Source organism: Streptacidiphilus jeojiensis (genome assembly GCF_042510965.1).
GTDB lineage: Bacteria > Actinomycetota > Actinomycetes > Streptomycetales > Streptomycetaceae > Streptacidiphilus > Streptacidiphilus jeojiensis.
The window spans coordinates 163405-185725 of the sequence record NZ_JBEUKS010000008.1 but is presented as its reverse complement, the minus strand read 5'-3'; the positions used below and the strand labels follow the sequence as shown (position 1 = coordinate 185725).

Here is a 22321-nt window from a genome sequence, read left to right as displayed (position 1 = left end):
GGAGGGGGACACGCGGAGGGCGGAGCACAAGCTGTGGCTGGAAAACGCAGAGCGCCGGCCGCACCCTGCGTGAACTCTCTCGACCTGCCTCGATCCTCGCACCGTCACGGCGTACCGCGCACGGGTATCTCCAGGTTTCAGCCACTTGGAACGACAGTTCGTCAGGTGTGACGGAGTGCGCGGGCCGCACGGGCGACGGCCGTGCTACGAAGGGATTTCGGCTGTGTGAACATGCGCCCCCATGCGCCTACCTGCGCCGTTGTGCGCCATTCCGCCGTCCGAGTGAGATTCGGGGCCGTTGCTCCACCGGAGCGCGCCGGGCGGGTGCCGCGGCCTCCTGAACCAGCTTCGCAAGCCGCATCGGCTCACGCTATCTTCGCTTGGGTGAAGGCAATCCGACGTTTCACAGTCCGCACCGTCCTGCCCGAACCCCTTCGAGCCCTCGGCGAATTGGCGCTCAATCTGCGCTGGTCCTGGCATCCGGACACCCGCGAGCTGTTCCGCGAGGTGGACCCGGAGACCTGGGAGGCCGCAGGCCGCGACCCGGTGCGGCTGCTGGGCCAGGTGGCCCCGCAGCGCCTCACCGCCCTCGCCGCCGACCGGCGCTTCCTGCGCCGTCTCGGCGACGCCGCCGACGATCTGAACGACTATCTGAGCGGTCCGCGCTGGTACCAGAACCAGCTCGCCCTGCCGGACCCGCCCGGCCTGCCCGCCGCCATCGCCTACTTCTCGCCCGAGTTCGGTATCACCGCGACCCTGCCGCAGTACTCCGGCGGTCTCGGGATCCTGGCCGGGGACCATCTCAAGGCCGCCAGCGACCTGGGCGTTCCCATCATCGGGGTGGGTCTGCTCTACCGCCACGGCTACTTCCGCCAGTCCCTGTCCAAGGACGGCTGGCAGCAGGAGCGCTACCCGCTGCTCGACCCCAACGAACTCGCCGTCAGCCAGCTGCGTGAGGCCGACGGCAGCCCCAGCACCGTCACGCTGGCCCTGCCCGGCGGCCGGCAGCTGCATGCCCGCATCTGGAAGGCCCAGGTGGGGCGGGTGCCGCTGCTGATGCTGGACTCCGACATCGAGGAGAACGCCGCCTCCGAACGCGATGTCACCGACCGCCTCTACGGCGGCGGCAGCGAGCACCGGCTGCTCCAGGAGATGCTGCTCGGCATCGGCGGGGTGCGGGCGGTCCGCGCCTTCTGCCGGCTCAGCGGGCACGCCGAGCCCGAGGTGTTCCACACCAACGAGGGCCATGCCGGCTTCCTCGGGGTGGAGCGGATCCGGGAGCTGGTGGCCTCCGGGGCCGACGGGAAGACCGAGGGGCTGGACTTCGACACCGCGCTGGAGGCGGTCCGCGCCGGCACCCTCTTCACCACGCACACCCCGGTCCCGGCCGGGATCGACCGCTTCGACCGCCAACTGGTGCAACGTCACTTCAGCGGCGACGCCCAGCTGGACGGGGTACCCGCCGAACGGGTGCTCGCGCTCGGCGCCGAGGCCTGGCCCGGCGGGGACCCCGGCCTGTTCAACATGGCCGCGATGGGTCTCCGGCTGGCCCAGCGGGCCAACGGGGTCAGCACCCTGCACGGCAGGGTGAGCCGGGAGATGTTCAACGGACTCTGGCCGGGATTCGACGCCGACGAGGTGCCGATCACCTCGGTCACCAACGGGGTGCACGCCCCCACCTGGATCGACCCGGAGGTGGTGCGGCTCGGCTCCAAGGAGATCGGCGCCGAGCGCACCGAGGAAGCCATGATGGTGGGCGAGTCCCGCCGCTGGCACGGCATCGAGCAGATCCCGGACCGGGAGATCTGGGAGCTGCGCCGCCGGCTGCGGGAGCAGCTGGTGGACGAGGCGCGCCGGCGCGTGCACGCCTCCTGGCGGCAGCGCGGTGCCAGCGAGGCCGAGCTGGGCTGGGTCGCCGGGATACTCGACCCGGACGTGCTGACCATCGGCTTCGCCCGCCGGGTGCCCTCGTACAAGCGGCTGACGCTGATGCTCCGCGACCCGGAGCGGCTGCGGGCGCTGCTGCTGCACCCGACCCGTCCCATCCAGATCGTGGTGGCCGGCAAGGCGCACCCCGCGGACGACGGCGGCAAGCGGCTGATCCAGAAGATGGTGCAGTTCGCCGACGACCCGGCGGTACGGCACCGGATCGTGTTCCTGCCGGACTACGACATGGACATGGCCTCCGCGCTCTACCCGGGCTGCGACGTCTGGCTGAACAACCCGCTCCGCCCGCTGGAGGCCTGCGGCACCTCGGGGATGAAGTCCGCCCTCAACGGCGGGCTGAACCTCTCGGTGCTCGACGGCTGGTGGGACGAGTGGTACGACGGCTCCAACGGCTGGGCGATCCCGACGGCTGAAGGCATCGGCAGCATGGACCCGGACGGGCCCGAGGCGGACCGGCGCGACGACATCGAGGCGGCTGGCCTCTACGACCTGATCGAGCACCAGGTGGCCCAGCGCTACTACGACCGGGGCTCGGACGGCCTGCCGTCCCGCTGGATCGAGATGGTCAGGCACACCCTGATCACCCTCGGCCCCAAGGTGCTGGCCGGGCGGATGGTCCGCGAGTACGTCGAACGGCTCTACACCCCGGCCGCCGAGGCCAGGCGCATCCTGGCCGAGGACGGCACCGGGCTGGAGTCCTTCGCCGGCGCGCGGGAGCTCGCCGCCTGGAAGGCCCGGGTCAGGGCGGCCTGGCCGGGGGTCGGCGTCGACCACGGCGAGACCGCCGACAGCGCGGACAGCGCGGAGCTGGGCACGACGCTGGCGCTGCGGGTGCATGTCGCCCTCGACGGCCTCGACCCCTCCGACGTCGACGTCCAGGTCGTCTCGGGCCGGGTCGACGACGCGGACCGGATCACCGACGCCACTGCGGTCTCGCTGAAGGCCGCCGACCGTGCCGACCTGGACGGCCGCTGGCGCTACGAGGGCCCGCTGGAGCTGGGCCGCACCGGGCCGTTCGGCTACACCGTGCGGATCCTCCCGGCGCACCGGCTGCTCGCCTCCAGCGCGGAGCTCGGCCTGATCGCCGTCCCGGCCGAGACCGGCGGGATGGACTCGGGGCTGCTGCGCTGATCGGACGTCAACAGGGACGGGCCCCTTCGCGGGGCCCGTCCCTGGTTCTTATCGGGTCAGGGTCCTGTTGAAGAGAAGGGCGAGCTGGTCCGCGAGGGCGTCCTCGTCCAGCCGGCCGCGCTGGGTGTAGCCGCCGCCGGGGCGGACGTGCTCGACCCGCAGGGTGCCGTCGGCGCTGGAGTGACGGATCGTCATCCGTTCCACCGTCGGTCCGTCGTCCGGGGACTGCGTCGCATGGTCGTAGAGGTCGACGACGACCGACTCGTTGCCGCCGCCCGGGAGCCGCAGCGTGCCGGCCGCCCAGCCCGCCACGAAGGCTCCGGCCCGCCGGGGCAGGAGGAGGCCGTACTCGCGGATCCGGCCGAGCACCGGCACGGTCCTGGGGGTGACCTGTTCGGCGAGCAGGCACTGCTCGCTCCGGCTCTGGTCGGACAGCCCGAACAGATGCGGTGCGGACGGCTGCGCGGTGCCCGGGACCGAGCAGACCGCGACGAAGGAGGGGCGCTGCCGCGCCGCCAGGATGTAGCCCAGCTTCGGCTGGATGGCGACCTCCGGGGCGCAGCCGTCCTCGACCAGCCGCAGCAGCCGCCGCTCGGCCAGGAACCCCTGGGCCAGCTCGGCGCGGCGGATCCGCTCCGGGTCGGGCAGCGCGAGCCACGCCGTCCAGACGTCCTTGTCGAGGAGGGTGGCGAAGGCGTCGGAGAAGACGCAGAGGTCGGTGTCGGTGAGCTGGGGCAGCGGGGCGCCGCCCTCGGCGTCCACCATGGCCATGATCGCCTCGGCCTCGTCGACGTCCGCCTGCCGGAAGTCGCTGGTCGTCATCAGTTCGCCGTCCGGTGTATCGAGTTCAACCTCTTGGCGTTGGCCGCCTCGGTGGCGGCGTACTCCTTGGCACTGCTGCTCAGGCCCTCGCCGATGAAGGCCAGCACCTTGCCCACCGAGAGCATGGTCCGGGTGGCCGACTCGTTCGCCCCGCCCAGCGCCGCAGCGAGGCCGGGGTGCCCGGCCACGGCCTGAAGCTCCATCAACGTCGAGGCCAGCCCCTCGGTGGCCGTCTCGCACTGCCCGACCAGCGTCCCGAGCTCCCTGGCCCCGGTGGAGAGCTCGCCCGGGTGCACCTGGATGTCCGTCATGTCTGCTCCCAGCTCACGGTCAGTAGAAGGAGTTGTTGGCGGTGCTCGGCGTGATCTCTGCGGTGATCCGCTCGGCGGTCGGAAACGAAGCCAGAGCGGCTCGCAGCTTCTCCGGGTGGCGCGTGGGCGCTCCGATGATCTGGGACTCGTGCCAGAAGTGGCGCCTCTTCTGACGGGCTCGGGGGTACTGAGCGAGTGCGGGGTCCACGCGGATCGTCAACAACGTCCTGGCTCCGGGCAGAACGAGCAGGCCCAGGGGATTCGACGACGGTGAGGCGACCACGCCGCCTCCGGTCGGATCGGTGGCGAAGCTGGCCTCCATCGAGGCGTTCTTGATCGCCTGCCTGCCCGTCACGATGACGACCGATCGAATACCTTCCCAGCCGCAGGAGTAGACCCACCTGCGTTGCGGCACCGTCCCGTCCTTGCGCGTGCCCATCGCCACGTCGCGCCCGTCGGCGAATGCCAGGGCACCGACGGTCACCCTCTTCGTGGTGACGCGGATGCCGATGGGTCGGACCGCAGCGAAATAGACCGCTGCGCAGATCGCCATCGTGGCGCCCACCGCGATGACGACCGGCGAAGTCGCGAGGCCGACCGCAATCAGTACGAGGCCGAGCCAGAACAGCACGACCGTGGTCCACCCGCTCCCGCAGTGGCGTTCCTCGTACAGCAGGCGCTCGGGCGACGTATCGACGTATGTCCCGGGCCGTTTCAACGGGTTGTCAGCCATGCTCTGTTCCTTACCAGCCGAAGAAGTGCGCAACGCTGTGCGCAGCCGAAGAAACGCCGTGTGAGACGTCTTTCGCTGCCGTTGCCACCCCGTGTCCCACGGTGTTGGCGACGTCGTGGAACGGCTTGAAATGGTGGTAGAGGAAGTCGCCGGCCAGATACACCCCGGTGGCGACGTCGGCGACCATGACCACCTCGCCGACGACCGGCACTCCGTCCAGGGAATTGGCGGTGATCAGCTCATAGGCAAGGCTGCCACCGACGGCAGCCGCGTTGACGCCCGCAGCAGTTCGGTCGACGGTGCCCATCACACCCTTGTCCTCAGGGTCGACAAACGTCGCCACATCGCCGAGGACCGCCGTCACACCGAGGACTCTGGACCCCATCTCCCAGGCGCGTAGCGATTTCGCCGCGTCGCCCAGGCCCTCATCGAGGCCCTTGGTGTCTACGAAGTACTTGGCGAAGGCCTCTTGGACGTCATCCATGGAGGCTTCGCCGTTGTCGAGGTCGTGAGCCACGCTGGACACCTGGGAGGAGAACTGCTCGCGCAGCGCCTCGTCCAGCTTCTCCATGGCGGCCTCAGCTGCTTTGGGGCCGGTGTGCAGTAGGTTGAGCAGGTTCTTGGTCAGCGGTTCGGTCGCCACGTCGACCGGGACGTGGATCCACTCGTTGGCCTTCCGGTACGGCTCGATGACCTCCAGGAACTTCTCCAGGCCGTGCTTCTCCTCCTCGACCTCCGCCCCGGCCTTGTCGCCGGCTCCGTCGACCTCGGTCCTGGCGTCGCTGGACGCCTTCTTCGCGGCGTCGATCTGCGTCTGGGCGTCCGGGGCGCCGCTCTTGGAGGCGGTGTTGGCGGTGTCGATCGCGGTCTGCACCCGCTTCTGCGCGCCGTCGAGGGTGTCCGCGTAGGTGCGGACGGAGGCCGCCATCGCGGTCAGGTGCGGATGCAGCGCGCTGATCCCGCCCGAGGCCGCGCCGGTGAACCCGGTGTACGAGTCCGCCGCGGCGCCGGACCAGTTGGCCCTGGTCCTGACGTCGGCCGTCTTCGACCTGGTGTCCTGACCCAGGTTCAGCACCGCCGTCGCGTGCTTGTCCAGGGCGTCGGCCAGCCGGTGCAGCGCCGCCGGATCGCCCGGCGGGATCTCGACGACGACCTCGCCGCCGCCGCCCCCGCTGCCGCCTCCGTCACGGGTCATGGCCCGACTCCCCTCCCGTTTCCAGCCTCGGCTGGTCGATCCGGTCCGACGCGAACGACCCGGCAAAAGCTACACCCCCTGCCGTGCGGCAGGGGGTGTAGGGGCGGTCAGACCAGGCTGTCGCGCCAGGCCTCGTGCAGTCGGCTGAAGCGGCCGGTGCCGGCGATCAGGTCGGACGGGCTGCCGTCCTCGACGATGCGGCCCTGCTCCATCACCAGCACCCGGTCGGCGATCTCCACCGTGGACAGCCGGTGCGCGATGATCACCGCGGTGCGTCCGGCCAGCACGGTGCGCATGGCCTCCTGGACGGCCCGTTCGCCGGGGACGTCCAGGGAGGAGGTCGCCTCGTCCAGGATCAGCACCGACGGGTCGGCCAGCAGGGCCCTGGCGAAGGCCACCAACTGGCGCTGGCCCGCCGAGATCCGACCACCGCGCTTGCGGACGTCGGTGTCGTATCCCTCCGGCAGCGCGCTGATGAAGGCGTGCGCGCCGATGGCCTTCGCCGCGGCCTCGACGTCCTCGCGACTCGCGCCGGGGCGTCCGACGGCGATGTTGTCGGCGACCGTCCCGGAGAACAGGAAGGACTCCTGGGTGACCATCACCACGCCCCTGCGCAGTTCCGCCGTGGCCAGCTCGCGCAGGTCCACGCCGTCCAGCAGCACCCGGCCGCCGGTCGGGTCGTAGAACCGCGCCAGCAGTTTGGCCAGGGTCGACTTGCCGGCGCCGGTGGCGCCGACCACGGCGACGCTCTGGCCGGCCGGGATCCGCAGCGAGAACTCCGGGAGCACCTGCTTGCCGGTGCGGTAGGCGAAGCCGACCTCGTCGAAGACGATCTCACGGCCGGTCAGCGCGGCCTCCGAGGGTGCGCTCTCCGACTGTGCGGTCCCCGAACGTGCCGTGGCCGGCTGCTCGGGCAGCGGCACCGCTTCGACCGGTTCCGGGACCGAGGGCTCGTGCGCCAGCAGGCCCGCGATCTTCTCCAGCGCCGCGGCCGCCGACTGGTAGCTGTTGACGAACATCGCCAGCTGGTCGATCGGGTCGAAGAGCCGTCGCAGGTACAGCACGAAGGCGGCCAGCACCCCGAGTTCGAGCTCCCGGTCGGCGACCAGGTAGGCGCCCCAGAGCACCACCCCGATGATCCACAGGTTGGCGGTCAGCCGCGCCGAGGCGATGAACAGCGCCATGGACAGCGAACTGTCCGCGTTGGACTTGGCGTACTCGGCATTGGGAACGGCGAAGGAGGCGTCGTTGGCCTCCTCACGGCGGAAGGCCTGCACCGGGCGGATGCCGTTCATGGTCTCGGTGAAGCGCACGATCACCGAGGCCACTGCGGAGCGCGACCGCCGGTAGATCTCCCTGGACCGGATCCGGTAGGAGCGCTGCAGCAGGAAGACCGGACCGGCCGAGGCGATGGACACCAGGCCCAGCCGCCAGTCCAGGACCAGCAGCAGCCCGCTGATGTAGATGATCTGCAGGGCCACCGAGAGCAGTTCCTGCAGGCCCTCGTTGAGCAGCTCCCGGACCGCGTCCACGTCGCTGGTGGCCCGGGAGATGATCCGTCCCGAGGTGTAGCGCTCGTGGAAGTCCAGGCTGAGCAGCTGGGCGTGGCGGAAGATCCGCCGGCGCATCTCCAGCAGGATGTCCTGGTTGATCAGCCCGGACAGCCGGATGAAGGCGCGCTGCAGCAGCGTCGCCACCGCGGCGCAGCCCAGGTACCCGGCGGTGACGGCGATCAGCGGCCCGGCGTCGTGGTCGCGCAGCGCCGGGATGCCGCGGTCGATGGCGATGGACACCAGCAGCGGCCCCACCTGCAGCGCGGCCTGCTGCAGCACGATCATCAGCACCGCGAGGACGATCCGCCTGCGGTGCGGTCCCATCAGCGAGCGCAGCAGCGCGCGGGGCGCACCCGGCGGGACCGGGATGTCCTCCCCCTCGGCGGTGGCCGCCGGTTCGGCCACGGGCTCGGCCGGATCCGGCAGTTGCTCCTCGACGAGGGCTTCGTCGAGCGTCTCCGCTTCCACTGCGGCCTCCGTGGTGTTGGACTGACGGTCGGTCAACTGGCGTTCGGTCAAATGGCGCTCGGTCAGGACGGTTCCGGTGTCGCTCATGCCGGCACCCGCTCACCGGACATCAGCTCGCGGTAGGCGGGCGAGGTCTCCAGCAGCTCGTGGTGCGTGCCCACGGCCGCGATCCGCCCGTCGACCAGCATCGCGACCCGGTCCGCGAGCAGCACCGTGCTCGGCCGGTGCGCCACGACCAGGGCCGTGGTGTCGGCCAGCACCCGCCGCAGGGCCCGTTCGACCTGAGCCTCGGTGTGCACGTCCAGCGCCGACAGCGGGTCGTCCAGCACCAGGAAGTCCGGTGTGCCGACCACCGCGCGGGCCAGCGCCAGCCGCTGCCGCTGGCCGCCGGACAGGCTGAGGCCCTGCTCGCCGACCTGAGTGTCGGTGCCCTGCGGCAGGGCCCTGACGAACTGCGCCTGGGCCACGTCCAGGGCCCGCTGCAGCTCCTCCTCGTTCGCCTCAGGGGCGCCCATCAGCACGTTCTCCCGCACCGAGGCGGAGAACAGGGTGGGCTCCTCGAAGGCCACCGAGACCAGTTCGCGCAGCCTGGCCCGGGACAGTGCGGTGATGTCGGCGCCGTCCAGGGTGATCCGACCCGCGCTCGGGTCGTACAGCCGGGGGAGCAGCGCCGTCATGGTGGTCTTGCCGCTGCCGGTGTTGCCCACCAGCGCCATCGTCTCGCCGTGGCGGATGTGCAGGTCGACGCCCTGGAGCAGGTCCGGGGTGTCGGCCGGCGCGTCCGGGTAGCGGAAGCGCACGCCCTCGAAGCGGATGCCGTCACGGCCGCCGCCGGCGCCGGGACCGGTGCTGGTCACCCGGTCCTCCGCGTCGGCGAGCGGGGTGTCCAGCACCTCGAAGAAGCGGTCCGTGGCGGTCGCGGCCTCGTTGCTGTACGCCAGCAGCCAGCCGAGCGACTCCACCGGCCAGCGCAGCGCCAGCGCCGTGGAGAGGAACGCCACCAGCGTTCCGGCCGTGGTGACGTCGTGCGCGACCTGGACCACGCCGACCGCCAGCGCGGTGCCCAGGGCCAGTTCGGGCAGGCCGACGATGACCGCCCACAGGTTGGCCAGCAGCCGGGCCTTGTTCAGCTCGGTGCCGCGCAGCTCGCGGGCCTGGGCGCGGAAGCGCTGCGCCATGGTCCGGTGCCGGCCGAAGGCCTTGAGGATGCGGATGCCCAGCACCGACTCCTCGACGATGGTGGCCAGGTCGCCGTTCTGGTCCTGGGCGAGCCGGGCGGCGGCCGAGTAGCGGCGCTCGAAGTAGGAGCACAGCATGATCAGCGGCGCGGCCGGCAGCACCGCGATCACCGCGAGCTGCCAGTCCAGGGCGAACATGATGCCGATCCCGACCAGGAACACCATCGAGTTGACGATCAGGAAGACCAGCGGGAAGGCCAGGAACAGCCGGATGGTGAACATGTCCGAGGTGGCCCGGGACAGCAGCTGGCCGGAGGCCCAGCGGTCGTGGAAGGTCACCGGCAACCGCTGCAGCCGGGCGTAGAGGTCGGCGCGCATGATCCGCTCGACGCCGGAGAGCGGCCGGGCCAGCAGCCAGCGGCGCACCCCGAAGAAGAGCGCCTCGGCCAGCCCGAGCACCAGCAGCAGCGCGGCGGGCCACCACAGGCCGGCCGCGTCGTGGTGCGACACCGGTCCGTCCACGATCTGCTTCAGCACCAGCGGGATCAGCAGACCGGCCAGCGAGGCCACCATGGCCGCGGAGGTCGAGCCGACCAGGTACCAGCGGATCGGCCGGGCGTACGGCCAGATGCGCAGCAGTGAGCGCACGGTCGAACGCTTGGATGAGTGGGCGGGCGGGGGCGACTCGGTCATGGCGGCAGCATCCGGTCTATCGGCGTCCGGGGTGGCCGGAGCTGTGGATTCCGGTAGGGACGGCGCTGGTGGCGCCTGCGGGGTGGGCACGGGGGAGGAGGCACTGGACATCGTCTGTGAGCGTACGGCTCACCACTGACAATCCTCACCTGGTTTTTGCTCAGGCATTCTGGGCGGTGTCCGCTTGTCTCAGGCCCGCCACCTCGGGTCTGCGTGGGGGTACGGGGGGTCGCTCCCCGGAGAATTGGAGCGCTCGCCCCCGGGACCGCGAACGGCCGCCGACTCCCCTGCTGCCAGGGGGGTCGGCGGCCGTTCGGACCGCTGCTACCAGGTCACTTGCCCGCGGGCAGGTGCACCAGCAGCTTCCCGGTCCCGTCGAGCACGTCGAGACCGGTTATCTGGGCGGGGCTGATCGAGGTGGAGGCGGGGACCTGGGCCGAGACCGCGTAGCCCGAGCCCCAGGTGCCGGCCGTCTCGGTGGCCCCGTCCTTCCCGTGCACCACCAGGTGGCAGGTGATGTCGGAGGGCAGCCCGCCCAGCTTCAGCTGGAACTGGGTGCCCCAGGCCTCCGGGAACAGCGCCGCGGTCGCCGAGACGTGGGTGGTCGGGTCGGTCGCGCCCCAGGTCGCCGCGGCCTGCACGGTGGCGGCCCGGCCGGCACCGCCGCCGCGCTCCGCCACCGAGTACACGCCAACCCCGGCGGCGCACGCCGCCAGTGCCAGCCCGGCGGCCAGGGCCGCGCGCTTCCGGCTGCGCCTGCGGTGCTGGGTCGGTACCGGCAGCGGGCGCAGTCCGGCGGAGTCGGCCTCCGGCGGCTGCTCCCGGGCCGGGCTCAGCGACTCGGCGACCTCCGCCGTCTCCGGCAGCTCCTCGAAGGCGGTGTGCCGCATCAGCCCCGGCAGCGGCGCGAGTTCCACCAGTTCTGCGCGGCAGTGCGCACAGCCCGCGATGTGCCGCTCCAGCGCCCTGCGCTCCTCGGGATCGAGGGCCCCGAGCAGATAGGCGCCGAGCGAGACGCTCTCCTGACACGGCGTCGTCATCGGGATGTCACCCCTCTCTCCTCCAGTACGTTCCTCAGGGCGCGCAGCCCGTAGTAGCAGCGCGATTTGACGGTGCCGACCGGCACCCCCAGGTGCTCCGCCGTCTCGGCCACGGTGCGGCGCAGGTAGTAGACCTCGATCAGCACGGCCCGGTGCTCGGGGCGCAGTCCGCGCATGGCCTCCAGCATCTGCCAGCGCTCCAGCATCCGGTCGAGCTCCAGGTCCCCGTCACCCTTGGCCCACTCGCCGCCCTCGTCCTCCGGTAAGGGCGACTCGGCCGGCCGGGCCTTGATCTTGCGGTAGGCGGAGACCACCAGGTTGTGGGCGACGGTGTGCAGCCAGGGGCCCGCCCGGTCCGGGTCGAGCGAGTCCTGGTGCTGCCAGGCGCGCAGGAAGGTCTCCTGCACGATGTCCTCCGCCCGCTGGTAGTCGCCGTGGACCAACCCCAGGACCCGGCCGAGCACCGAGCGCCCGTACCGGGAGTAGAGGGAGCGCACGAACTCCGAATCGCGCGCCTGCGAGTGGTCCACGCCTTCAAGTACGCACCACCTGCGGGAAAGGTTCAAGCAGCTTCACCCGGCGCGTCAATCCGGTCCGGCGTCCTGACCGGCCGGTTCCGCCGGCGGGCAGATCCTCAGCAGCAGCAGGGTGCGCCCGGGGACGGTGAGGCCGGTGCCGGCCGGGTACCGCCGGCCGGGCGCCTCGGCCTGGTCCTCCAGTGCGGTGTCGACCACCGACTCGTAGGCCTCGGCCCAGGGCGGCCCGGGCAGCAGGAACCTGGTCGGCCGGTGGTCCGCGTGCAGGACCAGCAGGAAGCTGTCGTCGGTGAGCTCGCGGCCGAGCGGGTCGCGCTCGGACATCTCGTCCCCGGACAGGTACATCCCCAGGGTCGCGCCGGGGGTGTACCAGTCGGCCTCGGTCATCTCGCGCCCGCGTGCGGTGAACCAGGTGAGGTCGCGCAGCCCACCGGGATGCGCCGGGCGCCCGGAGAAGAACGCGCGCTGGCGCAGTACCGGATGCGCCCGGCGCAGCCGGATCAGCCGCGCCGTGAGCTGGGTCAGCGCCCGCCAGCCCGGCTCCCCGTCCGGCGACTCCCGCAGCAGCGACCAGTCCACCCAGCTGATCGGGTTGTCCTGGCAGTAGGCGTTGTTGTTGCCGTCCTGGGTGCGCCCCATCTCGTCGCCGGCCACCAGCATCGGCACCCCGGTGGACAGCAGCAGGGTCGCCAGCAGGTTGCGCAGCTGCCGTCGGCGCAGGGCGTTGACCTGGGCCGAGTCAGTCTCGCCCTCCACCCCGCAGTTCCAGGAGTGGTTGTCGTTGGTGCCGTCCCGGTTGTCCTCGCCGTTGGCCTGGTTGTGCTTGCCGTTGTAGGAGACCAGGTCGCGCAGGGTGAAGCCGTCGTGCGCGGTGACGAAGTTGACCGAGGCGTAGGGACGGCGCCCGCCCTGCTGGTACAGGTCGGACGAGCCCGCCAGTCGGTAGCCCAGCTCCCTGACGTCCGGCCGGGCGCCGCGCCAGTAGTCGCGGACGGTGTCCCGGTAGCGGTCGTTCCACTCGGTCCACAGCGGCGGGAAACCGCCGACCTGGTAGCCGCCGAGGCCCACGTCCCAGGGTTCGGCGATGAGCTTCACCCGGCTCAGCAGCGGGTCCTGGGAGACCGCCGACAGGAACGGCGCCAGCATCGACACCTCGAACGGCGACCGGGCCAGCGCGGCCGCCAGGTCGAAGCGGAAGCCGTCCACCCCCATCTCGGCGACCCAGTACCGCAGCGAGTCGGTGATCAGCCGCAGCACCTGCGGCTGGTTGCTGTCCAGGGTGTTGCCGCAGCCGGTGAAGTCGGCGTAGGCGCGGCGGTTGTGCGGCTGCAGCCGGTAGTAGCCGGCGTTGTCGATACCGCGCAGCGACAGGGTGGGACCGCCCTCGCCGCCCTCGGCGGTGTGGTTGTAGACGACGTCGAGGATCACCTCGATCCCGGCGGCGTGCAGCGCCCGCACCATCCGCTTGAACTCGGTGACCTGCTGGCCCCTGGTGCCGGACGCGGAGTAGCCGGCGTGCGGGGCGAAGTAGCCGATGGAGTTGTAGCCCCAGTAGTTGCCCGAGCCGCGCCGCTGCAGGTGCTCCTCGTCGGCGAACTGGTGCACCGGCAGCAGTTCCACGGCGGTCACCCCGAGCCGGGTCAGGTGCTCGATCGCGGCCGGGTGGGCCAGGCCCGCGTAGGTGCCGCGGAGCTGCTCGGGGATGCCGGGGTGCCGCTGGGTGAAGCCCTTGACGTGCAGTTCGTAGAGGACGGTGTCGGCCCAGGCGGTCTTCGGCCGCCGGTCGTCGGACCAGTCGTCGTCGTCGTGGACCACCACGGCCTTGGGCATGTGCGGGGCCGAGTCGCGGTTGTCCCTGACCGTGTCCGCGACCTCGCGCTCCGGCCAGCCGTGGACGTGCCCGTACATGGAGTCGTGCAGCCGGAAGGTCCCGTCGACCGCCCGCGCGTAGGGGTCGAGCAGCAGTTTGGCCGGATTCCAGCGGGCCCCGGTCCAGGGGTCCCAGCGGCCGTGCACCCGGAAGCCGTAGCGCTGCCCCGGCAGCACTCCGGGCAGGTGGCCGTGCCAGGTCTGGAAGTTCTGCTCGTGCAGCGGATGGCGGGTCTCCTGGTCCTCCTCGTCGAAGAGGCAGAGCTCGACCGCCTCGGCCCCGGCCGCCCAGAGGGCGAAGTTGGTGCCGGGACGTCCGTCCGGGCCGATGTGGAAGCGGGCCCCCAGCGGCTGCCAGCTCCCCGGCCACACCTCGACCGTCCCGCTCCGGGTGGGCTGTGCCCCGCCGGGCTGCGGCTCCGTGGCGGGCGCGGTCCGCAGCGGCCCCCCGGCGGCCGGCCGCTGCACCGGCGGCGCCTGCTGCTCCGCCGCTACCAGCCGCAGCCGCGCCCGCCCGCCGTCCGGATCGCTGCCATCCCGGTCACCCGCCCCCTGCCAAGCCGTCATGACACGTACCTCCCCGCTGCGGGGAGTCCCGTTCCCCGGCTGGAATGTACGTTCCCACCCTGCCCACGGATGTCACGTGCAAGCGGCCATGGATCCATGCGGAGGACGTGTCCCCGTCGATCAAGCCTCGTTGATCCCCGGGGGCGGACTGACGAGACGAAGGAGCGGTGACGGTGGGTCTGAGCAGCTGGGTGCGGCGGTCGGGACTTCGGGGGGCGGGACTCCGGCGCACGGCCCTCGTCCTGTCAGCGGGGGCGCTGACACTGCTCACGGCCTGCGGGGGAGGGCCGGAGCGGGCGCCCTCCTCGGACGCGGCCCCGGCGGTGTCGGCGGCCGTGGTCACGCTCACCCCCGGCGACGGCGCCGCACAGGTCCCGGCCCAGGGCGGGGTCGGCGTCGCCGTCGCCGCCGGGAAGCTCACCCAGGTCCGGCTGCGGGACGACCGCGGCGACGAGGTCCCCGGTGCCTTCGGCGCCGGCGCCGCGTCGTGGAAGCCGACGGCCAAGCTGATGCCGGAGACCCGCTACACCCTGGACGCCATCGCCACCGACGGCAACGGTCTGCAGGCGGCCAAGCACGCCGTCTTCACCACCTTCGTCCCGACCAACACCTTCATCGGCTTCTACACGCCCGAGGACGGCAGCACCGTCGGCGTCGGCATGGAGGTGTCGCTGCGGTTCAACCGGTCGATCACCGACCGGGCCGCGGTGCAGCGGGCCGTCACGGTGACCGCCGCCCCGTCCGTCCCGGTGGTGGGCCACTGGTTCGGCGACCGGCGGCTGGACTTCCGCCCGGAGCACTACTGGCAGCCGGGCACCAAGGTGGTCCTGGCGCTGAACCTCAAGGGCGTCGAGGGCGCTCCCGGGGTGTACGGGACGCAGGCGAAGAAGGTCGCCTTCACCATCGGCCGGGCCCAGATCAGCACCGCCGACACGGTCTCCGACACGCTCACGGTCCGCCGCGGCGGACAGCTGCTGCGCACCCTGCCGATCTCGGCCGGCGGCCCCGGGCACTCCAGCTACAACGGGATCATGGTGATCTCCGAGATGTACCAGGTGACCCGGATGAACTCGCAGAGCGTGGGCCTGGGCAGTGAGTACGACATCCCCGCCGTCCCGCACGCGATGCGGCTCACCGACTCCGGCACCTTCGTGCACGGCGTCTACTGGCGTCCGGCCTCGGTCTTCGGCAGCCAGAACACCTCGCACGGCTGCATCGGCCTGCACGACGTCAAGGGCGGGACGAGCGACACCACCCCGGCCGGCTGGCTCTACGACCACTCGATGATCGGCGACGTGGTGCAGGTGACCGGCTCCAACGGCGACGCGGTCGCCCCGGACAACGGCCTCAGCGGCTGGAACCTCAGCTGGGCCCGGTGGACCGCGGGCAGCGCGCTGCGCTGAGCGCCCGGGGGGGGCGAAACCTCAGGCAACGAATTGGTACCGGAACCGCACGAACGGGCGTCAACCGCCCCTTCCAACAGAGTTCTCCCAGCTGCGCCGGTTAGAGTGCGACGGTCCGCCCGGCACGTGCGGGATTACTCCGCCCTCGGATGCAACTGAGCGGGGTGCCTGGGCGTTCATAGAGGTTGAACATCCGGGAGGGGAGAGACGGTTGAGCTCGGCACGGGCGGTTGACGCCAGCAGTGACAAAGAACAGCGCGGACGCCGCAGGAGCACCCGGCGTGCCTGGGTGGCCCTGGCGGCGGGCTCCCTGCTGCTGGTCGCCACGGCGTGCAGCAGCAACGGCGGCACCGGCACGGTCGGTGCCGCGGCGGGCGGCGGTTCCGCCAGCGCGTCGGCCGGAGCCTCGGACGGGTCCGCAGCCTCGCCGTCCGCCTCGGCCAACTCCGCGGCCGTGGTGACCATCTCGCCGAAGAACGACGCGACCGGCGTGAACACCAACGGCGCGCTCAAGGTCTCGGTGGCCACCGGCAAGCTGACCACGGTCAAGGTCTCCTCCGCCGACGGCTCGGACATCAGCGGCACCATCGCCACCGACGGCAGCAGTTGGACGCCGGCCAGTGCGCTGCGCTCCGGCACCAAGTACAGCGTCGCCGCGACCGCGGTGGACAGCAGCGGACTGAGCGTCACCGAGCAGTCCAGCTTCACCACCATGACGCCGAGCAACACCAACATCGGCAACTTCAACGTCGACCCGGGGGCCACCTACGGTGTCGGCATGGAGGTGTCGATCACCTTCACCCACCCGGTGAGCAGCAAGTACCAGGCCGCCGTGGCGAAGGCGATCTCGGTCACCGCCTCCCCGGCGGTGGACGTCGAGGGCCACTGGTTCGGCAGCTCCCGGCTCGACCTGCGCCCGCAGAGCTACTGGAAGCCGGGCACCAAGGTCACCCTGCACATGGACCTCGACGGGGTGGAGACCTCCACCGGGGTCTACGGCAAGCAGTACAAGGACGTGGCCTTCACCATCGGCCGCAGCCAGACCAGCGTCGCCGACAACACCGCGCACACGCTGAAGGTCTACCGCAACGGCGTGCTCTACAAGACGCTCCCGGCCAGCCTCGGCGACGCCCAGCACACCACCTACAACGGGAAGATGGTGATCACCGAGAAGTACTCGGTGATCGACATGGACTCGCAGACCGTCGGCCTGGGCGACGCGTACAACATCAAGGACGTGCCGCACGCCATGCGGTTGACCACCTCGGGCACCTTCGTGCACGGCAACTACTGGCGGCCGGTCTCGACCTTCGGCAGCGAGAACACCAGCCACGGCTGCGTCGGCCTGCACGACGTCCAGGGCGGCGGCGACCCCTCCACCCCGGCGGCCTGGTTCTACAACAACTCGATCATCGGCGACGTGGTCCAGGTGGTGAACTCGCCCGACAAGGTGGTCGCCCCCGACAACGGTCTGAACGGCTGGAACATGAGCTGGTCCGCCTGGACCTCCAACTGAGCCCGCCGCTCTGAGCGACTGTCGCCCGGAGTTACGACGGCCCGGCCCCCACCACGGGGGCCGGGCCGTCGTCGTTGCCGGCACCGCCGGTTAGCATGCGTTAACCCACCCCGGGCACCCAGGAGGAAACCATGACCACCCTCGTCAGCCTCGATGTGCAGGACGCCGTCGGGACGATCCGGCTGGCCCGCCCGCCGATGAACGCCCTGGACGCGGCGATGCAGGACCAGCTCAGGCAGGCCGCCGAGGAGGCCGCCGCCCGCGCCGACGTGCGGGCCGTGGTGCTCTGGGGCGGCGAGAAGGTCTTCGCGGCCGGCGCCGACATCAAGGAGATGCAGCGGATGTCGTACACCGACATGGTGGAGCGCGGGCCGGCGCTGCAGGGCGCCTTCGACGCGGTGGCCCGCATCCCCAAGCCGGTGGTGGCCGCGGTGACCGGCTACGCGCTGGGCGGCGGCTGCGAGTTGGCGCTGTGCGCGGACATCAGGATCGCGGCCGAGAACGCCAAGTTCGGCCAGCCGGAGATCCTGCTGGGGCTGATCCCCGGGGCCGGCGGCACCCAGCGGCTCTCCCGTCTGGTCGGTCCGTCCCGGGCCAAGGAGCTGATCTTCACCGGGCGCCAGGTGCGCGCGGAGGAGGCGCTGCGGATCGGCCTCGCGGACCAGGTGGTCCCGGCCGAGGAGGTCTACCCGACCGCGCTGGCCTGGGCCTCGCGGCTGGCGGCGGGGCCGGCGCTGGCACTGCGCGCGGCCAAGGAGGCGGTGGACCGCGGGCTGGAGACCGACCTGGACACCGGGCTCGCACTGGAGCGCAGTCTCTTCGCAGGTCTGTTCGCCACCGAGGACCGGGAGACCGGAATGCGCAGCTTCGTTGAGGACGGCCCCGGCAAGGCGGTGTTCCGCTAATCCCAGGCATATGCCGGAAGCACTGATGATTCTTTACGCATTGTGCTCCCCAAGTCAGCGCAGAGTCGCGATGATAGGGGCATGGCGCCACGGGGCAAGGCTGAGCAACGAGTGACGGACGGGACCGGAGGTGGTGCGGTCGCGGCGCTGGAAAGCGTCCTGGAGACCGCACCGGACACGGTCTGGCTCGACGACTGGACGGCCGCGCTGTGGCCGGAATCGCTCGGTGGCTCGGCCGGCTGCCCGGACGCCGTCACCCCGGAGGAGCTGGAACTCGCCCTCTTCGGTCAGCTCACCGACCCGCTGACCGAGGAGGTGCGGTTACCCTCGGGCCCGGCCTCCTCGGCGAGGGCCCGCCGCCTCGTCCGGTCCGCCCTGGACACCTGGGGCCTGGGCGGCCTGGGCGAGGTGGCGGAGCAGTTGGTGGGGGAGCTGGTGGCCAATGTGGTCCGGCACACCGGCGGGCGCTCCTTCGGGCTGCGCCTGGTCCGGCGGAGCGGCAGTGTCCGCTTCGAGGTGCGCGATCCGTCCAGGGCGCTGCCCTGTCTGATCATCGGCGAGCCCGAGGACGACGCCGGGCGGGGGCTGCAGCTGGTCGATCTGATGTCCGACCGCTGGGGCGCTGACCTGCTCTCCCGCGGCAAGTCGGTGTGGTTCGAACTCCGGGCGCGGGAGACGGCAGCGGGCTGAGGTGCGGGACGGCGCGCGGGCTGAAAAGCCGAGGACCCCGGGCGCGTCAGGCGTTCCGGGGTCCTCGGCAGATGTGCTGCCCGGCCGTAGGGGGTGTGCCGGGCTGCTTCGCGGTACGCGCTCGGGTCGGCGACGTTCCGGTCGAGTCGGGGGGCTGAGGCTCCCCGACCGCACCGACTATGGCACGGTGTCCAGGATGCGGGCAAGCCACATAGATGGAAAAATCGGGCAAATGCCCCAAGTGAGCCGTGGATCACAAGGAAATTCACCTTCATAACCTTGATTAAAGGGAATGTTCAGCTGATCTCCCTCTGATCGACGAATCCTTAACGTGCTGGCCTTCGGCTGCCGCAGCGGGGAGGATACCGATCATGACCACTCCTGATGCCACCGTCCTGCCCGAACCGCCCTTCACGCTCGCCGGTGACGGACTGTTCCTGCGCGAGTGGACGCAGCAGGACATCCCGGTCATGGTGCAGCTGTTCGACGAGCCCGAGGTGGCCCGGTGGACCCCGCTGAGCTCGCCGTTCGACACCGAGGCGGCCGAGCGCTACCTGGGTCGGGCCCGCGCCGCCAGGGAGGCCGGCACCAGGATCCAGTTCGCCGTCACCGAGGTCGCCGGCCCTGACGGCGCCGCAGCCGAGGGCGGCGGCGCGCCGCGCGGTGAGGCGCTGGCCATGCTCAGGGGCGAGGAGGGCCGGGACGTCGAGCTCGGCTACGCGATCGGCGCCGAGCACCGCGGCCGGGGCCTCGCGGTCCGCTCGGTGCGGCTGCTCACCGGTTTCGCCTACGCCGTCCTCGGCGCCCGCCGGGTGCTGCTGCGGATCGAACCCGACAACGACGCCAGCTCCAACGTCGCCCGCAGGGCCGGATTCACCGTCGCCGACCGGCCGCTGGAGGTCGTCGAGGATCCGGACGGCACCCGGATCGCGCTGCAGATCTGGGAGCACGGCGGGCCGGCGGACCCTCAGCTCTGATCCGACCGCTCGGCGATGCGGCGCAGGTTCGCCGCGAAGACCTCACGGGCGTCCGGGGTCAGCCGGGCCAGGGCGACCATCGCCGTCACGATGACGTCGCACAGCTCGTTCCTGACGTCGTCCCAGGTGTGCGAGAAGCCCTTGCGCGGGTTGGTCCCGGTGGCGCCGATCACCGCCTCGGCGACCTCGCCGGCCTCCTCGGTGATCTTGAGGAGCTGGAGCAGCACCCTGGTGTCGTCGGGGACCTCGCTGCCCTGGTCGAGCCAGCGGACCAGGCTGTCGATGGTGTCCCAGGCGGTGTCGTCCACGGGCGCTCCTGTGCGTAGGGGGCAGACGGCCAGGCTGGCCGAGGGCCGCGGCCGACGTCAAACGCCGGCCACGACCCTCGGCTGCGCACCTCCGCGCCGGGCGGAGCGTCAGACCGTGCCAATGGCCGGGTCGCTGCTGCTGACCCGCCCGTTCTCGACGTGGCCGGCCGCGCGGCGCAGGAACGCCGGGTCCTCGGCGGAGGTGACGACCAGGTCGTACCAGCCGTGGGTGGCGTTCAGGGCGACCGTGTGCACCCGGCTCGCGCCCGGGCGCAGCTGGTAGCTGGCGGTCCGGGCGCAGCCGTAGCCGTCCTTGACGGTCAGTCGGACCGTGCCGGATCCGTGGTTGCTGAGCTCCAACCGGACCTGGCCGCCGTTGCCGTCGTGCCGGACGGTCAGCTCGGGTCCGGCGGTGGCCAGGCGTCCCTTGAACTCCCGCAGGAATCCGTTGGGGCCGTGGGCGGAGAACTCGTAGTCGCCGCCGGCGGCCGGGGCCACGGTCCAGCTGCCGGTCAGCGACTTGTGGGCCTCGACGGTGTAGGTCCACGGGCCGCTGGTGTCGGTGCCGGAGCGGACCTGCCAGTTGGCGCCGGCCCGACCGTGGTTGGCGAACTCGACGGACAGCGTGCCCTTGCCGGCGTCGACCCGGGCGTCGGCGGACAGGTCGTAGGGCAGCGGGCGGGCCGGGCGGGTGCCGTGCTCCTGCTTGGGCAGCGCCGGGGCGGCGGGCGGGGTGGGCACGTAGTCGGGGTGCCGGTCCTGGTCCGGCGGCTGGTAGCCGGTGGTGGCCGGCAGTGCGGGCACCTTGGCGTCGCTGTGTGAGAAGTCGAAGGCCGAGGTCAGGTCACCGCAGACGGCGCGGCGCCAGGCCGAGATGTTCGGCTCCTCGACGCCGAAGCGCTCCTCCATGAACCGGATCACCGAGGTGTGGTCGAACACCTGCGAGTTGACGTAGCCGCCCTTGCTCCAGGGCGACACCACCAGCATCGGCACCCGCGGGCCCAGACCGTACTGGGCCGAGAGGTAGCCGCTGCCGCCGGCGAACAGGCTCGCGGCGGAGACGCCGTCGGTGTACAGCTCGGCCGAGACGTCCACGGTGGACGCGCCCTGCGCGGCGCTGAACGGCGGCACCGGCGGGACCACGTGGTCGAAGAAGCCGTCGTTCTCGTCGAAGGTGACGAACAGCGCGGTCCTGGCCCAGACGTCCGGGTCGGCGGTGAGCGCGTCCAGCACCTGGGAGATGTACCAGGCGCCGTAGTTGGCGGGCCAGTTGGGGTGCTCGGTGAAGGCCTCGGGGGCGACCACCCAGGACACCTGGGGCAGCTTGCCTGCCTTGACGTCGGCCTTCAGCACGTCGAAGAAGCCGTCGCCCTTGCTGGCGTCGGTGCCGGTGCGGGCCTTGTCGTAGAGCGGGTCGCCGGGCTCGGCGTTGCGGTACTGGTCGAAGTAGAGCAGCGAGTTGTCGCCGTAGTTGCCGATGTAGGCGTCGCTGGTCCAGCCCCAGTAGCCGTTGGCGTCCAGCCCGGTGCCGACGTCCTGGTAGATCTTCCAGGAGACCCCGGCCTGCTCCAGCCGCTCCGGGTAGGTGGTCCAGGAGTAGCCGGCCTCGGCGTTGTCCAGGACCGGTCCCTTGCCCTTGCCGTCGTTGCCGGTGTAGCCGGTCCACAGGTAGTAGCGGTTGGGGTCGGTGCTGGTCATCAGCGAGCAGTGGTAGGCGTCGCAGACGGTGAAGGTGTCGGCCAGCGCGTAGTGGAAGGGGATGTCGTCCCGGGTCAGATGGGCCATCGTGGTCGAGCCCTTGGCCGGGATCCACTGGTCGTAGGCGCCGTTGTTCCAGGCCCAGTGGGTGGTGTTCCAGTCGTGCGGGAGGTCCTCCAGGAAGGCCAGACCCAGGTTCTTGGCGTCCGGGTGGAACGGCAGGATCTCCTTCTTGCCGTCCGACTGGTACCAGACCGACTTGCCGCTGGGCAGCGTCACCGGACGGGGGTCGCCGAAGCCGCGGACCCCGCGCAGGGTGCCGAAGTAGTGGTCGAAGGAGCGGTTCTCCTGCATCAGGACGACGATGTGGTCGACGTCCTTCAGCGTCCCGGTGCGCCGGGCGGCGGGGATCGAGGCGGCACGGGCGATGCTGCTGGACATCGCGGTGGCGGCGGCGGTTCCGCCGGCCAGTTGGATGAAGCGGCGACGGTTGAGGGCGCTCATGGAGGAGAGGTCTCCCGATCTGTCCGAGACGGGTGGGCGGGGTGGGGCGGGACTGGGCAGTCGGACATTCTCACCACACTTGTTCGAACAAGTGGAGGCGTTTGCGAGACGTCTGGGGGAAAGCTGCGCCAACTGCGTCGGGATGTCGCGGACTTCCTGTGGATGATGGCGTCGGCAATCCTGTCAACAATTTGGTATTGCATCGGCATTGACCCGGCCGGTGCGGCGCCCTTACGGTCCCGGCACGGCATCACTTTCCAGGCGTGCACCACCGCAC

General features: G+C 71.3%; 17 protein-coding genes. 6 read left to right on the top strand and 11 right to left on the bottom strand.

The genetic code is table 11. The annotated features are described in order from the left end of the window. Nucleotides 1-384 precede the first annotated feature (384 nt). Nucleotides 385-3078, top strand: coding sequence for an alpha-glucan family phosphorylase (gene glgP / locus ABUW04_RS23080; RefSeq protein WP_030262471.1), 2694 nt, complete (start codon nucleotides 385-387; stop codon nucleotides 3076-3078). Nucleotides 3079-3126: 48 nt separating this feature from the next. Here the strand turns inward: glgP and ABUW04_RS23075 are convergent, their stop codons facing one another. The 9 genes from ABUW04_RS23075 to glgX form a co-directional block, all read right to left on the bottom strand. Further along, complete coding sequence (locus ABUW04_RS23075; protein WP_380566449.1) at nucleotides 3127-3900, bottom strand: hypothetical protein; 774 nt, start codon at nucleotides 3898-3900, stop codon at nucleotides 3127-3129. Next, nucleotides 3900-4211: a type VII secretion target gene (locus ABUW04_RS23070; RefSeq protein ID WP_380566448.1), complete on the bottom strand. Its 312-nt coding sequence runs from the start codon at nucleotides 4209-4211 to the stop codon at nucleotides 3900-3902. Before ABUW04_RS23070 ends, ABUW04_RS23075 begins: the two co-directional genes overlap by 1 nt. A 19-nt stretch (nucleotides 4212-4230) precedes the next feature. Next, nucleotides 4231-4944 (bottom strand): hypothetical protein, encoded by a 714-nt coding sequence (locus ABUW04_RS23065; protein ID WP_380566447.1) that lies wholly within the window; start codon nucleotides 4942-4944, stop codon nucleotides 4231-4233. A 10-nt stretch (nucleotides 4945-4954) separates the two neighbouring features. Further along, nucleotides 4955-6139, bottom strand: coding sequence for a WXG100 family type VII secretion target (locus tag ABUW04_RS23060; RefSeq protein WP_380566446.1), 1185 nt, complete (start codon nucleotides 6137-6139; stop codon nucleotides 4955-4957). 107 nt (nucleotides 6140-6246) lie between these two features. Then, nucleotides 6247-8247, bottom strand: coding sequence for an ABC transporter ATP-binding protein (locus tag ABUW04_RS23055; protein WP_380566445.1), 2001 nt, complete (start codon nucleotides 8245-8247; stop codon nucleotides 6247-6249). Then, nucleotides 8244-10031 carry an ABC transporter ATP-binding protein gene (locus tag ABUW04_RS23050; protein ID WP_380566444.1) on the bottom strand — a complete coding sequence of 596 codons (1788 nt, stop codon included), beginning with the start codon at nucleotides 10029-10031 and terminating at the stop codon, nucleotides 8244-8246. The genes ABUW04_RS23055 and ABUW04_RS23050 overlap by 4 nt, the downstream gene beginning before the upstream one ends. A 332-nt stretch (nucleotides 10032-10363) precedes the next feature. Then, nucleotides 10364-11071 (bottom strand): anti-sigma factor family protein, encoded by a 708-nt coding sequence (locus ABUW04_RS23045; protein WP_380566443.1) that lies wholly within the window; start codon nucleotides 11069-11071, stop codon nucleotides 10364-10366. Further along, nucleotides 11068-11601 carry a sigma-70 family RNA polymerase sigma factor gene (locus tag ABUW04_RS23040; RefSeq protein ID WP_030262448.1) on the bottom strand — a complete coding sequence of 178 codons (534 nt, stop codon included), beginning with the start codon at nucleotides 11599-11601 and terminating at the stop codon, nucleotides 11068-11070. The genes ABUW04_RS23045 and ABUW04_RS23040 overlap by 4 nt, the downstream gene beginning before the upstream one ends. 54 nt (nucleotides 11602-11655) lie before the next feature. Continuing rightward, a complete protein-coding gene (glgX, locus tag ABUW04_RS23035; RefSeq protein WP_380566442.1) occupies nucleotides 11656-14043 on the bottom strand; it encodes a glycogen debranching protein GlgX in 2388 nt (795 codons plus the stop codon). A gap of 173 nt (nucleotides 14044-14216) precedes the next feature. Here glgX and ABUW04_RS23030 point away from each other — a divergent pair, with 173 nt between their 5' ends. The 5 genes from ABUW04_RS23030 (at nucleotide 14217) to ABUW04_RS23010 (ending at nucleotide 19534) form a co-directional block, all read left to right on the top strand. Further along, entirely contained in the window at nucleotides 14217-15446 is a 1230-nt protein-coding gene (locus ABUW04_RS23030) for a L,D-transpeptidase (RefSeq protein ID WP_380566441.1), read from the top strand. 211 nt (nucleotides 15447-15657) lie between these two features. After that, a complete protein-coding gene (locus ABUW04_RS23025; RefSeq protein WP_380566440.1) occupies nucleotides 15658-16962 on the top strand; it encodes a L,D-transpeptidase in 1305 nt (434 codons plus the stop codon). A gap of 131 nt (nucleotides 16963-17093) precedes the next feature. Continuing rightward, nucleotides 17094-17867, top strand: coding sequence for an enoyl-CoA hydratase/isomerase family protein (locus ABUW04_RS23020; RefSeq protein WP_030262437.1), 774 nt, complete (start codon nucleotides 17094-17096; stop codon nucleotides 17865-17867). 159 nt (nucleotides 17868-18026) lie between these two features. After that, the gene (locus ABUW04_RS23015; RefSeq protein ID WP_380566556.1) at nucleotides 18027-18557 is read left to right on the top strand and encodes an ATP-binding protein; all 531 of its coding nucleotides are present in this window, start codon (nucleotides 18027-18029) and stop codon (nucleotides 18555-18557) included. Nucleotides 18558-18928: 371 nt separating this feature from the next. Then, nucleotides 18929-19534 (top strand): GNAT family N-acetyltransferase, encoded by a 606-nt coding sequence (locus tag ABUW04_RS23010; protein ID WP_380566439.1) that lies wholly within the window; start codon nucleotides 18929-18931, stop codon nucleotides 19532-19534. Here ABUW04_RS23010 and ABUW04_RS23005 read toward each other — a convergent pair. Further along, nucleotides 19525-19842: a MazG-like family protein gene (locus ABUW04_RS23005; RefSeq protein WP_030262428.1), complete on the bottom strand. Its 318-nt coding sequence runs from the start codon at nucleotides 19840-19842 to the stop codon at nucleotides 19525-19527. The genes ABUW04_RS23010 and ABUW04_RS23005 overlap by 10 nt on opposite strands. A gap of 108 nt (nucleotides 19843-19950) precedes the next feature. Then, nucleotides 19951-22044, bottom strand: coding sequence for a phosphocholine-specific phospholipase C (locus ABUW04_RS23000; protein ID WP_030262425.1), 2094 nt, complete (start codon nucleotides 22042-22044; stop codon nucleotides 19951-19953). Between the last annotated feature and the right edge of the window lie 277 nt (nucleotides 22045-22321).

Coding starts and splice junctions, on each gene's coding strand:
- ABUW04_RS23020 (WP_030262437.1), top strand. CDS start 17,094: ATGACCACCCTCGTCAGCCTCGATGTGCAGGACGCCGTCGGGACGATC.
- ABUW04_RS23075 (WP_380566449.1), bottom strand. CDS start 3,900: ATGACGACCAGCGACTTCCGGCAGGCGGACGTCGACGAGGCCGAGGCG.
- ABUW04_RS23000 (WP_030262425.1), bottom strand. CDS start 22,044: ATGAGCGCCCTCAACCGTCGCCGCTTCATCCAACTGGCCGGCGGAACC.
- ABUW04_RS23045 (WP_380566443.1), bottom strand. CDS start 11,071: ATGACGACGCCGTGTCAGGAGAGCGTCTCGCTCGGCGCCTATCTGCTC.
- ABUW04_RS23060 (WP_380566446.1), bottom strand. CDS start 6,139: ATGACCCGTGACGGAGGCGGCAGCGGGGGCGGCGGCGGCGAGGTCGTC.
- ABUW04_RS23055 (WP_380566445.1), bottom strand. CDS start 8,247: ATGAGCGACACCGGAACCGTCCTGACCGAGCGCCATTTGACCGAACGC.
- ABUW04_RS23050 (WP_380566444.1), bottom strand. CDS start 10,031: ATGACCGAGTCGCCCCCGCCCGCCCACTCATCCAAGCGTTCGACCGTG.
- ABUW04_RS23010 (WP_380566439.1), top strand. CDS start 18,929: ATGACCACTCCTGATGCCACCGTCCTGCCCGAACCGCCCTTCACGCTC.
- glgX (WP_380566442.1), bottom strand. CDS start 14,043: ATGACGGCTTGGCAGGGGGCGGGTGACCGGGATGGCAGCGATCCGGAC.
- ABUW04_RS23065 (WP_380566447.1), bottom strand. CDS start 4,944: ATGGCTGACAACCCGTTGAAACGGCCCGGGACATACGTCGATACGTCG.
- ABUW04_RS23070 (WP_380566448.1), bottom strand. CDS start 4,211: ATGACGGACATCCAGGTGCACCCGGGCGAGCTCTCCACCGGGGCCAGG.